This is a genomic window from Eikenella sp., assembly GCF_057315495.1.
The window spans coordinates 1-12,013 of record NZ_DBHKXY010000028.1 but is presented as its reverse complement, the minus strand read 5'-3'; the positions used below and the strand labels follow the sequence as shown (position 1 = coordinate 12,013).

Genomic DNA, 12,013 nt, shown 5'->3' with positions numbered 1-12,013 from the left:
CTAAACCGGCTAAACGAAGGCTACCTGAAAGCGGAAGCCTTAGCGCAGTTAAAACTTGCAGCGTAGTTTTTCAGGTAGCCTGCTACTTGAATCGGATTGATCCCACAAAAAACAGCCTGCCGCTGAAGCGTACAGGCTGTTGCTATTTGGAAAGGGCTTTGCCGAGTTTGGCAATGGTTTGGTGTTTTTAGTCCTCTTGCGCCCCAAGTTGCAGGTAGTTCTGCAAGCCCAAATTTTGCACCAGATCCAGCTGGGTTTCCAGCCAGTCGAGGCGTTCTTCGTTTTCGCCTTTCTGTTTTTCCAACAGCTGGCGGGAAACGTAGTCCTGCTTTTCTTCGCACACGGCAATGGCTTCTACCAGTGCTTGGTGTTTGTCTTGCTCTTTTTGCAGGTCGCAGCGGATGATTTCTTCGGTGTTTTCGCCAATCAGCAGTTTGCCGAGCTCTTGCAGGTTGGGCAGGCCTTCCAGCAGGAGGATGCGCTCAATCAGGGCATCGGCTGCTTTCATCTCGGTGATGGATTGTTTGTAGAAATAACCGCCCAGCTCTCCCAAGCCCCAGTTTTTCAGGATGCGGGCATGCAGGAAATACTGGTTGATGGTGATGAGCAGGATGCCCAAATTTTTATTGAGCTGGCGGATAACTTCGCGATCGCCTTTCATGCGTTTTCCTTTCTGTATTACAGCTGGCTTTGCAGATAATTCTGCTCGCCAACGAGGTCGATAAGGCGCAGCTGTTGTTCGAGCCAGTGGGCGTGATCTTCTTCAGTGTCTTTGAGCTGATTAATCAGCAAATCACGGGTTACATAGTCTTGCTTTTCTTCGCACAATTTGATGCCGCGTTTGAGGTTTTCGCGTACTTCGTATTCGGTATCCAAATCGAATTGCAGCATTTCGCGCACATTACGACCGATACGCACAGGAGCGGGCACCATCTGTGGTGTGCCGCCGAGCATCAGGATGCGGCGGATGAAATCGGCGGCGTGGCCGGTTTCGTCTTCCATTTCGTGGCCGATGCGCTCGAAGAGCTTGGTGTAGCCCCATTCGTCGTACATGCGGGAGTGGATGAAATATTGATCGCGGGCGGCAAGTTCGCCAGCCAATAGTTGGTTCATGTAGTCGATAACTTCTTTATTGCCTTGCATTGTTTTGCTCCTGTAAATAAATAGAATGATGCGTGTAATGGCAGCAGTAATATATGCTGTCGTTTCAACTTGGTGGATTATACGCAGCTTAATGCGAAAATTCTCATATCGCGCTTATTAATGCGAATAATTATCCTGAAAAATAAGCAATTTCTTTTTAGTGTGCAGTAGAAAATTTCATGAAAATAAAATGGTTAGGCAGCTTAGTTTAGCCAAGTGAATCTGCCAATGATTATCAGTGGATAAATTATTTACTTTTCTTTGCACTTAATAGTGTGTTTTTTAGGAATTTCATTAGAAACATTGGTTTGTGTGTGCATGATAACTATTACTATTTCATTAGGCACAACGGGCTATTTGCTGGTCTTGCCTTCTGTATTAGTAAAGGTTACCTGGAAATGGGTTCCTGCGAGGGAAACAGTTTTCAGGTAGCCTTTTGATGTTGAAACTTGGATTAAATATATCTTCATACCAAGCGATGATGTACCAGTAGTACGAAAGTGAGATACAACAAAGGCTACCTGAAACCCTCTTTCAGGTAGCCTTTGCCGACAAGTCTATCAAGCGGTTTCGCTGCCGCCGACAGTTAAGCCGGCATCGATACGCAGCGTGGGTTGTCCCACGCCCACGGGAACGCTCTGCCCTTCTTTGCCGCACACGCCGATGCCGCTGTCGAGCGCCATGTCGTTGCCGATCATGCTCACGTGTTTAAGCACTTCCGGCCCGCTACCGATGATGGTAGCGCCTTTCACAGGATATTGCAGCTTGCCGTTTTCCACCCACCACGCTTCGGAGGCGCTGAACACGAATTTGCCGCTGGTAATGTCCACTTGCCCGCCGCCGAAGTTCACGGCATACAGGCCTTTTTCAATTGAAGCGATGATTTCTTCCGGCTCGCGGTTACCGTTTTGCATGAAAGTGTTGGTCATGCGCGGCATGGGCGTAGCGGCGTAGCTTTCACGGCGGCCGTTGCCGGTTACTGCCATGCCCATCAGTCGGGCGTTAGTTTCGTCTTGCAGGTAGCCGGCCAGGATACCGTCTTCAATCAGCACAGTTTGGCGGGTGGCATTTCCTTCGTCGTCCAGATTGAGCGAGCCGCGCCGCTGCTCGATATTGCCTTGATCCACCACGGTTACGCCTTTGGCAGCCACCCGTTCGCCCAAACGACCGGCAAACGCGCTGGTGCCTTTGCGGTTGAAATCACCTTCCAGCCCGTGCCCCACGGCTTCGTGCAACAGCACGCCCGGCCAGCCACTGCCGAGCACCACGGTCATGCTGCCGGCTGGCGCAGGGCGCGATTCCAGATTGACCAAAGCCTGCTTTACCGCCGCCTCCACATAACTGCGCAGCCGCTCTTCGCTGAAATAATCCAGCCCGAGCCGCCCGCCGCCGCCGAAGCTGCCCACTTCGCGCCGCTCGCCCTGCTTGGCCACCACGGTGATGCTCAGGCGCACCAGCGGGCGGATATCGGCAGCGGTAATGCCGTCCAACCGCGCCAGATAGATTAAATCGTGTTCGCAAGTCAGCCCGGCCATCACTTGTACAATCCGCGGATCAGCAGCTTTGGCCAGTTGCTCCACACGGTTGAGCAGCGCCACTTTGGCGGCGGAGTCTAAGCCGTGAATCGGATTATCCGGCGTATAGAGTGCAAGCTGCTGGTGGCTGGCTGAACCAGCCAGATTGATCTGCCGTTCCTGCCCGGCTGCGCCGATGGTGCGCACTGCCTCCGCTGCCTGCCGCAATACGGCTGGGCTTAGGCTGTCGGCATACGCAAACGCCGTTTTCTCACCCGACACCGCCCGCACGCCCACGCCTTGGTCAATCTGAAAACTGCCGGATTTCACCATGCCCTCTTCCAAATGCCAGCTTTCATAAGCAGTGCGCTGGCAGTAGATATCGGCATAGTCCACTTGATGGGTGGAAATAGCAGATAAAGCACGGGCGATTTCGTCTGTGCCCAGTTGGTTGGCATGCAGCAGTTGTGCGGAAACGGTGGGGTGCGCTGTGTTCATGGTGTTATAAAGATTAAAAGCGAAAGTGGGGCGGCATTATATAACGGCTGGGTAGCAGCCCGTATTGCCTGTTGGCTGTATTGTGAAAATAAATCGCACCCATGCTCATTGATAAAAATATTTTCCATTTAAATATTGATAACAATTATCGTTTGTGTATAATAGCCATACCCCTTTCTTATGGGGTATAGCAAAAAAGCTATATCTACCCAATTCCACAGGAGTGCGCCTAGCGAAACCAATTGCTTAACATCCCAATACTCAAAACCGAAAAGTTGAAGCCCGCTGCCGAAAACAGCGGGTTTCGGCTATTTATAACGCCTGTAAAACAACGCCGGATTTACTCTGCTAATCTAAATTAAGCTATAATGCCCCGCTTTTGGGCGCAGGCTACCTGAAAACCAAACAGCCTGCACACAGACAACTTCCCCGAGGACACGAAAAATGGGCTTTTTGCAAGGCAAAAAAATCCTGATTACCGGCATGATTTCCGAGCGTTCCATTGCCTATGGCATCGCCAAAGCTTGCCGCGAACAGGGCGCTGAGCTGGCGTTTACCTATGTGGTAGACAAATTGGAAGAGCGCGTGCGCAAAATGGCGGCCGACTTCGGCTCTGATCTGGTATTCCGCTGCGACGTGCAAAATGATACTGAAATTGAACAAGTATTTGCCGATCTGGGCAAAAAATGGGACGGCCTCGACGGCTTGGTACACGCCATCGCGTTCTCGCCCAAAGAGGCCCTCAGTGGCGACTTCTTAGACAGCATCAGCCGTGAAGCCTTTGAAATTTCACACGACGTTTCCGCCTACAGCCTGCCTGCACTGGCCAAGGCCGCCCGCTCGATGATGCGCAACCGCAACAGCGCCATCCTCGCACTCACCTATCTGGGCGCCGTGCGTGCCATCCCCAACTACAACGTGATGGGCATGGCCAAAGCCAGCTTGGAAGCCGCGATCCGCTTCACTGCCGCCTGTGTCGGCCCCGAAGGCATCCGCTGCAACGGCATTTCCGCCGGCCCGATTAAAACCCTGGCCGCTGCCGGTATCGCCGATTTCGGCCGTCTGCTCAGCCACGTTGCTTCGCAAAACCCGCTGCGCCGCAACGTAACCATCGAAGAAGTGGGCAATACCGCTGCCTTCCTGCTGTCCGACCTCTCCTCCGGCATCACCGGCGAAATCACCTATGTGGACGGCGGCTACAGCATCAACGCCCTAAGCGGCACCGGCGCCTAATTTTCCGCCCGATTTAGCCCGTTAAGGGCATACAGGCTACCTGAAAACAATTTTAACGAAAGTAAAAATCCGTTTTCAGGTAGCCTCTTGCTTGCCCAGCACCAAGACAGTGCCCCGTTTTGGTGTTATCCTTGCGCTTTCCTAATATCACGCATTTTGGTTGTTGCATGAAAAAACTCCTTTGGCTGTTCTCCGGCCTCATCCTGCTGCTGGCCGCCCTGTTCCTCGGCGCGCCCTACTATCTTGGTATCAAAGCCGAGCAAAGCCTGAACAAACAGCATGAAATCCTAAGCCACACATCCTTCTTGCAAGTCGAATCCCGCCGCTACGAGCGCGGCTGGTTCAGTTCGCACGAAACCACCGTGGTGCGCTTCAAGCCCACCTTCCTGGCGCAGCTGCAAGACAAACTGCCCGACAACATCAAAACCATCCTCACCCAGCCCATCACGCTGGAGAGCAACATCAAACACAGCCTGTTTGCCAACGGCAGCATGCCTGTGCGCGCCGTGGTAGACACCGAATTCGTTTTCCAGCCCGAAAGCCGCGAAATACTGCAACGCTTCTTCGGCAGCCAAGCCCCTGCCAGCCTGCGCAATGTGATCCAACTCAACGGCAACGGCCGCCTCACTTGGCAGGTACCCGCCTTCAAATACCAAGAGCTCTCCGGCATCGCCATCAACTGGCAAGGCCTCGAAGGCAGCACCGACTACGCCAAATACTTCACCGAATACCAAAGCAGCCTGAACAACCCCGGCCTCACCATCACCCTGGCCGACAAAGGCAGCGTTTCCTACAAAAACCTCCAGTTGCACACCGAAACCCGCGAAGGCAGCCACAACCTTGCCTTGGGCAGCAGCAAGCTCACTCTCGGCCAGGTGGAAGTAGAATGGAAAGACAGCATCAACTACGACATCCGTCTCAATGATGTGCTGAACATGGTGTCCGACCTGCAAATCGGCAGCTTCATCAACCCCTACGGTCAAGTGCCGCCTGCCAAAATCACCCTCAACGATCTGCAAATCGAAACCCGCATGGATCAAGACGGCCGCTGGGTGAACACCGAAGGCAAATTCGGTTTCGCCAAGCTCAACTACGGCAGCGACAACTACGGCCCGCTGGCCATCCACGTGAGCGCCGAACACCTCGATGCCGAAAGCCTCGCCGCGCTCAAAACCCGCCGCGACCAGCTCATCACCCAGCGCCTCAGCGACGAGCAAATGCGCGAAGCCCTGCTTGCCGCCCTGCGCAACGAAGCCGCCGGCCTGTTTACCAACGATCCCGTTATCCGGCTCAAACAGTTCGACCTCACCACCCCGCAAGGCATGATCAGCGGCAACGGCGAACTCAAATTCAGCGGCCTTACCGCTGCCGATTTGAACGATATCGACAATCTGCTCGCCAAAACCGACGCCGATTTCCATATCGCCGTACCGCAGCAAGTGATCGAACGGCTCACCACCGCTCAAGCCAAAAACTACATCAGCGTCGATCCTTCCCTGCCCGATGCCGACCATGAAATCAAAGAAGCCGTGCGCCTGTGGCTCGACAGCGTGCTCGAAAGCATGGCGCGGCAAGGCTACCTGAAAATCGACGGCAAGCAAATCGTGAGCACCCACATCGTGATGCGCAACAGAACCTTCAGCATGAACGGCAAGCGCATCGAATCGCAGGCCGATGAAAACCTGCTGCCCGACAGCTCCCTGCCCGCCGATTCCAGTGCCCCGGCCATGCCGGCATCCGTACCGGCCGCCGCCTCGGCCGCTTCCGCCCCGCCGAAGGGCGCATCTGCCCCCTAGCCCAGCAACAGAAGGCTGCCGTTTCAGGTAGCCTTCTGATTATTTTCCAAGCAAGCGTTGCACAAAATGAGCCAGCCGCCCTACCCGCCCGCCGCCTATCCGGAAAAAGTAGGCATCTACCCTGCCCACTGCCATTCCGGCGGCAGCTATTTCTACGACGACGTGCTCGAATACCGCGTATGCCATCCCGAGCGCGGTGCCCCCGATTTATATGAAGGCGACGACTACTTCCATTCCTTCGCCACCCATGCCGAAGCCCTCGCCTTTTCCCAAGGGCAGCCCGGCAGCGAAGCCCCGCTCGTCCTCGTCCGCCAGCAAGAATATATCGACGAACCCCAGCCCGGCACCTTCATCCGCCGTGTCGGCGAACGCATCACCGAATGGCTGCCGGAATGGCTGGAAAACAGCCGGCGCCAGCCCGGCTCAATCGAAGCCTTTCTAGCCCAACAGGCTACCTGAAAGCAGACGAACTGAGCGCCAGCAAGGCAAACGGCAAGCTCGAACAAATTTCGCTAAAATGCAACCGGACACAGCAATATAATTTTCAGGTAGCCCACCTGCTTCTCCCCCGCCTTCCCAAAAGGCTACCTGAAAACGGAGCAAAGCAGAGTTTCTGCGAAGCTAAAACGAAGCGAAGTTCCTGCGAAACTAATTGTCAAAACCAAGGCAGCGCTGCTGTAAAGACCAAACAAAACCGCAATCAAATTAACCCACTAAGGCTACCTGAAACCCCATTCCCCATCATGCTCCACACCGATTCCCTCACCGCCGCCGAACCCGAACGCCTCATCACCGCCCGCCAGATTTCCAGCCAGGAAGAACAGCTCGAACGCGCCCTACGCCCCAAAACCCTTGCCGACTACATCGGCCAGGCCAAAACCAAAGAGCAGCTCGGCATCTTCATCCAAGCCGCCAAAAAACGCGGTGAAGCCCTCGACCACACCCTCCTGTTCGGCCCGCCCGGCCTGGGCAAAACCACCCTCGCCCACATCATCGCCAAAGAGCTCGGCGTCAACCTGCGCCAAACCAGCGGCCCCGTGCTCGAGCGTGCCGGCGACCTGGCCGCCCTGCTTACCAACCTCGAGCCGCATGACGTGCTCTTCATCGACGAAATCCACCGCCTCAGCCCCGTGGTGGAAGAAATCCTCTACCCCGCCCTCGAAGACTACCAGCTCGATATCATGATTGGCGAAGGCCCCGCTGCCCGAAGCGTGAAAATCGACCTGCCCCCATTTACGCTAGTAGGTGCCACCACCCGTGCCGGCATGCTCACCAACCCCCTGCGCGACCGCTTCGGCATCGTCTCCCGCCTCGAGTTCTACAGTAGCGCCGACCTCGCCACCATCGTTTCCCGCTCCGCAGGCTTGCTGCAAATGAGCCTCGACGACACCGGTGCCTTCGAAATCGCCCGCCGCAGCCGCGGCACCCCGCGCATTGCCAACCGCCTGCTACGCCGCGTGCGCGACTATGCCGAAGTAAAAAGCAACGGCCGAGTGGATGCCGCCCTAGCCGATGCCGCCCTGCAAATGCTCGATGTGGACAACGAAGGCCTCGACATGATGGACCGCAAATTCCTCGAAGCCGTGCTGCACAAATTTGCCGGCGGCCCTGTCGGCCTGGACAATATCGCCGCCGCCATCGGCGAAAGCCCCGACACCATCGAAGACGTGATCGAGCCCTACCTCATCCAACAAGGCTTCCTCCAGCGCACCCCGCGCGGCCGTGTCGCCACCGAACGCAGCTACAGCCACTTCGGCCTGCCGTTTAAGCCCTGAAGGCTACCTGAAACCATCGGCATCTTTTAGCTTCGCAGAAACTTTGCTTCGCTTCGTTTTAGCTTCGCAGAAACTTTGCTTCGCTTCGTTTTCAGGTAGCCTTTAAACAGCAAGAAAGGCTACCTGAAAACCTTATTTAACCCGTTTCCCTATCCGCTCCTTACTCAAAATGCCCCAATTCTCCCCCGCCGACCACGCCCTGATGCAGCAAGCCATTGCCCTTGCCCGGCAAGGCCGTTTTTCCACTTCGCCCAATCCGCGCGTCGGCTGTGTGATTGCCCAGGGCGGGCAGGTTGTCGGCCAAGGTTTCCACCTCAAGGCCGGCGAGCCGCATGCCGAAGTGCACGCCCTGCGCCAGGCCGGCAGCGCCGCGCAAGGCGCCACCGCCTACGTTACCCTCGAGCCCTGCGCCCACCACGGTCGTACTCCGCCCTGCGCCGAAGCCCTGATCCGCGCCGGCGTGCGCCGCGTGGTGGCCGCCATGCAAGACCCCAACCCCTTGGTGGCGGGCAAAGGGCTGGCCATGCTTGAAGCCGCCGGCATTCAGGTAGCCTGTGGCCTGATGGAACGCGAAGCGCGGCAGCTCAACCGCGGCTTCCTCTCCCGCATCGAACGCGGCCGCCCGTTTGTGAAGCTGAAAACTGCCGCCAGCCTCGACGGCAAAACCGCGCTCGCCAACGGCCAAAGCCAATGGATTACCGGCGAAGCCGCGCGGCACGACGTGCAAATCCAGCGCGCCGAAAGCTGCGCCGTGCTCACCGGCATCGGCACCGCCCTGGCCGACAACCCGCGCCTCACCGTGCGCGACTTCCCCACCCTGCGCCCCCCGCTGCGCGTGCTGCTCGACAGCCGACTGCGCCTACCCGCCGGCAGCCATCTGCTCGACGGCAGCGCCCCCACACTTATCTACACCTTGTCCGACCGCCCTGCACCCGCCGGAGCGGCTGAAATCTGCCGTTTGGAGGCTGATGCCCAAGGCCGCCTCAGCCTGAATGCCGTGCTGGCCGATTTGGCCGCGCGCGGCATTGGCGAGCTAATGCTGGAAGCCGGCGCCACACTGGGCAGCGCGTTTTTAGCGCAGGATTTGGTGGACGAAATCGTCTGCTACCAAGCGCCCAAACTGCTCGGCGGCACCCAATCACCCACCCTGTTCAGGCTACCTGAAAACCCCGCCGCCCTCAGCCGCGAGCCCGATTGGTACACCGTGGGCATCGAACAGCTGGGCGACGACATCAAATGGGTGCTGCAACGGCGGCGCGGCTAAATACCTGCATACCTTCCCGACTCTGGTTTCCATCCTTGCCAGCTAGGCAAACCTGCCACTGATTTCGCTGCCAAATCACTCCACCACCTGCGAAGGAAGAACAGATTGCCAGCATAAAATAGTTTGCCTATTACTCTTCTCTGAGGCTGCCTGAAAACGCTAAGAGGCTACCTGAAAACGCTAAGAGGCTACCTGAAAAGTAGAAATCCCTTTTCAGGTAGCCTCTTTGGCTTACGGCAGCAAACAGCCACGTGTGAACCAAAACAAGGCACAAGGGGTACGCCTGCTATCCGCCCCGCCACTTCTGTTGCACGGCTTCAGACGGCGGACGGACAATAAAGCTGTGTACGGCTTTCTCCGCCTGTGCCTCAATTTCCCGCCAATGCGACAGGTTTTGGCGGTCATATAAAAGTTGCATGGCCACTTTCATATCATTGCCTTTCATCAGAAACCGATGATCACATGGCGGTTTGGGCACAGGATTATTGGAACATTTGATATAGCTGACAATATGCCCATCAGCATCGCGTTGAACAAACAGATCTTTTGCTCCATGGTTATTTCGCCAGGCAATTCCGTTTTTCGGGTTGATGCCGGGGTTGGCATATACCTCCAGGCCGAATTTGGTTTCGCCTGTTTTTGCATAAACATCAAGCAGAATATAGTGAGGTGGTCGGGCATAGTCATTTAAATTGCCATCCAAATATATATCGTAGATATGCTCACGTTTCGGATATCTTGAACCGCTTCTGACCCCTACATGTATCCATGAGGTTCTCGCTACCTTTCTTGCCTCATACCATTTGTTGCCATTGGGATGCCAGCTGTCGTATATCGTGCCATCGGTGTAGTCTATAAAAAAACCAAAGCTTTCAATCACGTCCTTATAAGTCCGCACCGGCGGTTTGTAGTTTTCGGCTTTGCGCCAGTCGAAACCGGGCGAATCTTCATATTCCACCGGCGTTTCCATGCTGTGAACCGGCAAATTAACCGGCTGCCCGCCCAAATTGCCAATACGATAAGGCACACCATAATGGTCGCGCGGATAATCGGCGGCAATCGGCGTGCCGTCGCGCCAGTGGGTGGGGACGATGGGCGCAGGCCGTTTTTCGGGGCCTCGGTCGGGCTCTTGGCAGGCGGTGAGCAAGCTTGTGAGCAGCAATAGTAGTGCGCCACATTTAAACCGGCTCTGCGTTGGCTTGCACTGCACTGATTTAAATGTCGATTCGTTATAAATATGCGCTTGGATTTTCGTCATTTTTTGTTCCCTGGTTCGCAGTAATGGTTGCTGCTCCTGAGGCTACCTAAAAGTGAGCGAAGCGGGTTATTTATACTCGGCAAACTGTTCTGCCGCCAACGGCGGGCGGCCGAGCAGCTCGGCGAAGGCTTGGCTATCGGCGCAAGAGCCTTGTTGCAGCAAGGTAAAACTATCCGGGCTGACGATGCCGTTACTGAACAGTTTGGCCAGCGGCAGCACCGGGCGCAGTAGTGGCAGCGGTATCGGCAGTACGTGCTGGGCTGGTTTGCGGTGTAGGGTTTGGCGCAGGATGTTGAGGTATTGTTCCAGCGTGAGTGAGCGGCTGCCCGTCATATTGAGCACCGTACCGTGCGGCAGGCTGCTGGTTAATAAATTGGCCAAGCCCTGTACTACATCGGCAACATGGACGGGCTGCACATCGAAGCGGCCGCCGTTGGGCAAAGCGATAAGAGGCAGGTTGGCGAGGCGGATAAACAGCTCGCAGCTCGCGCCGCCGCGACCATACACAATAGACGGCCGCGCCACCGCCACGCTCATGCCGTGTACCGTGCCAATTTGGCATACGGCTTCGTCGCCGCGCCCTTTGCTGCCGACAAAATGCACGGCGTGTTTCGGGTCTGCGCCCAAAGCGGAAAGCTGCACCCAATGCCGGACGCCTTGTTCCGCTGCGATTTTTGCCAGCAGCGCGGGCGTGCGGTGGTGCACGGTTTCCAGCACGCGTTCATGACGGCTCATCACGCCGATGCAGTTGAACACAGCATCGGCACCGCTCAGAATGCTGCGGGCGGCAGCTTCGTTTGGCTGCAAGTAGTCAAACTCACTGCGTGATGGGGTGCGCAGCGTGTGGCCGTGCGTGCGCAGGATTTTGGCAACGCGGCTGCCAATAAAGCCGTTGCCGCCGAAAAGGAGGATGTTCATATTGGTACTCCTTCGCATGTGCTTCAGGTTTGCATTTTCAGGTAGCCTAAAATCCACTTCCTTTGCTCACTCAATGGCATCCTAGGGCTATGAGTGCTGAGCCTGATGGCCGGGCTCGCATGCAGCAACAGGCTCCAAACCATTCGTAGCTTCATGTTCCAAGCGGCACTGCGCAGGCTGTTTGTCTGCTTGCACACCCTCAAAACCGCTGCGTTGCAGCACCTGAATCTGTTTGCGTACCAAATAGGCCAATACCAGCAGCAAACTCACGCCGCCAAACACGGCCCAGCGCAGGGCGTAAAGCAGGTTATCCGCCAAACTGCGCTCGAAATTCGGCGCAAATAGCAGTACGCACAACAGCGGCGTAAACAGGGTTAGGCTCAAATACAACCGCTGCCAAAAAATACCGCTGATTTCCTTCACTTCATCGCGCTGGTCGTTACATAAAAACGCCAACACCCGCCGCAAAGACACACCTAAAACCAGCCAGCACACCAGGCTCACCGTTAAAGACACCATCACCAAAAGCAACATCACAGATAAAGTATGCATCATCATTCTCGGCATAAGTAACAAAAAAGGTGCTATTTCAGAGAACCTTGCCAGTAAGTAAC

General features: G+C 55.9%; 11 protein-coding genes. 5 read left to right on the top strand and 6 right to left on the bottom strand.

Annotated elements, in window-relative coordinates:
• Positions 1 to 187: 187 nt before the first annotated feature.
• From bfr (ACO6EE_RS04310) to tldD, 3 genes are all read right to left on the bottom strand, one after another.
• Entirely contained in the window at positions 188 to 661 is a 474-nt protein-coding gene (bfr, locus tag ACO6EE_RS04310; RefSeq protein WP_485959491.1) for a bacterioferritin, read from the bottom strand.
• Between the two features lie 17 nt (positions 662 to 678).
• Complete coding sequence (gene bfr, locus ACO6EE_RS04305) at positions 679 to 1,143, bottom strand: bacterioferritin (RefSeq protein ID WP_003822692.1); 465 nt, start codon at positions 1,141 to 1,143, stop codon at positions 679 to 681.
• A gap of 560 nt (positions 1,144 to 1,703) precedes the next feature.
• Positions 1,704 to 3,155 carry a metalloprotease TldD gene (gene tldD / locus ACO6EE_RS04300; RefSeq protein ID WP_485959488.1) on the bottom strand — a complete coding sequence of 484 codons (1,452 nt, stop codon included), beginning with the start codon at positions 3,153 to 3,155 and terminating at the stop codon, positions 1,704 to 1,706.
• Between the two features lie 444 nt (positions 3,156 to 3,599).
• Between tldD and fabI the strand changes: the two genes are divergently transcribed.
• From fabI to ribD, 5 genes are all read left to right on the top strand, one after another.
• Complete coding sequence (gene fabI, locus ACO6EE_RS04295) at positions 3,600 to 4,388, top strand: enoyl-ACP reductase FabI (protein WP_485959487.1); 789 nt, start codon at positions 3,600 to 3,602, stop codon at positions 4,386 to 4,388.
• 167 nt (positions 4,389 to 4,555) lie between these two features.
• A complete protein-coding gene (locus ACO6EE_RS04290) occupies positions 4,556 to 6,184 on the top strand; it encodes a YdgA family protein (RefSeq protein ID WP_485959485.1) in 1,629 nt (542 codons plus the stop codon).
• A gap of 66 nt (positions 6,185 to 6,250) precedes the next feature.
• Positions 6,251 to 6,643, top strand: a complete 393-nt coding sequence (locus tag ACO6EE_RS04285) for a GCN5 family acetyltransferase (RefSeq protein ID WP_485959483.1) — start codon at positions 6,251 to 6,253, stop codon at positions 6,641 to 6,643.
• A 284-nt stretch (positions 6,644 to 6,927) separates the two neighbouring features.
• The gene (ruvB, locus tag ACO6EE_RS04280) at positions 6,928 to 7,959 is read left to right on the top strand and encodes a Holliday junction branch migration DNA helicase RuvB (protein WP_064084809.1); all 1,032 of its coding nucleotides are present in this window, start codon (positions 6,928 to 6,930) and stop codon (positions 7,957 to 7,959) included.
• A 169-nt stretch (positions 7,960 to 8,128) separates the two neighbouring features.
• A complete protein-coding gene (ribD, locus tag ACO6EE_RS04275) occupies positions 8,129 to 9,223 on the top strand; it encodes a bifunctional diaminohydroxyphosphoribosylaminopyrimidine deaminase/5-amino-6-(5-phosphoribosylamino)uracil reductase RibD (RefSeq protein WP_485959482.1) in 1,095 nt (364 codons plus the stop codon).
• Between the two features lie 286 nt (positions 9,224 to 9,509).
• On the opposite strand, the gene ACO6EE_RS04270 is transcribed toward ribD, so the two are convergent.
• From ACO6EE_RS04270 to ACO6EE_RS04260, 3 genes are all read right to left on the bottom strand, one after another.
• The gene (locus ACO6EE_RS04270; RefSeq protein ID WP_485959480.1) at positions 9,510 to 10,481 is read right to left on the bottom strand and encodes a hypothetical protein; all 972 of its coding nucleotides are present in this window, start codon (positions 10,479 to 10,481) and stop codon (positions 9,510 to 9,512) included.
• Between the two features lie 66 nt (positions 10,482 to 10,547).
• Entirely contained in the window at positions 10,548 to 11,399 is an 852-nt protein-coding gene (locus ACO6EE_RS04265; RefSeq protein ID WP_485959478.1) for an NAD-dependent epimerase/dehydratase family protein, read from the bottom strand.
• A gap of 87 nt (positions 11,400 to 11,486) precedes the next feature.
• The coding region (locus tag ACO6EE_RS04260) for a hypothetical protein (RefSeq protein ID WP_485959476.1) at positions 11,487 to 12,013 on the bottom strand (527 nt) is incomplete at its 5' end.

Bases quoted from the DNA above. Each gene is read 5' to 3' on its own strand.
- bfr (WP_003822692.1), bottom strand. From the start codon at position 1,143: ATGCAAGGCAATAAAGAAGTTATCGACTACATGAACCAACTATTGGCT.
- ACO6EE_RS04285 (WP_485959483.1), top strand. From the start codon at position 6,251: ATGAGCCAGCCGCCCTACCCGCCCGCCGCCTATCCGGAAAAAGTAGGC.
- bfr (WP_485959491.1), bottom strand. From the start codon at position 661: ATGAAAGGCGATCGCGAAGTTATCCGCCAGCTCAATAAAAATTTGGGC.
- ribD (WP_485959482.1), top strand. From the start codon at position 8,129: ATGCCCCAATTCTCCCCCGCCGACCACGCCCTGATGCAGCAAGCCATT.
- fabI (WP_485959487.1), top strand. From the start codon at position 3,600: ATGGGCTTTTTGCAAGGCAAAAAAATCCTGATTACCGGCATGATTTCC.
- tldD (WP_485959488.1), bottom strand. From the start codon at position 3,155: ATGAACACAGCGCACCCCACCGTTTCCGCACAACTGCTGCATGCCAAC.
- ACO6EE_RS04265 (WP_485959478.1), bottom strand. From the start codon at position 11,399: ATGAACATCCTCCTTTTCGGCGGCAACGGCTTTATTGGCAGCCGCGTT.
- ruvB (WP_064084809.1), top strand. From the start codon at position 6,928: ATGCTCCACACCGATTCCCTCACCGCCGCCGAACCCGAACGCCTCATC.
- ACO6EE_RS04270 (WP_485959480.1), bottom strand. From the start codon at position 10,481: ATGACGAAAATCCAAGCGCATATTTATAACGAATCGACATTTAAATCA.
- ACO6EE_RS04290 (WP_485959485.1), top strand. From the start codon at position 4,556: ATGAAAAAACTCCTTTGGCTGTTCTCCGGCCTCATCCTGCTGCTGGCC.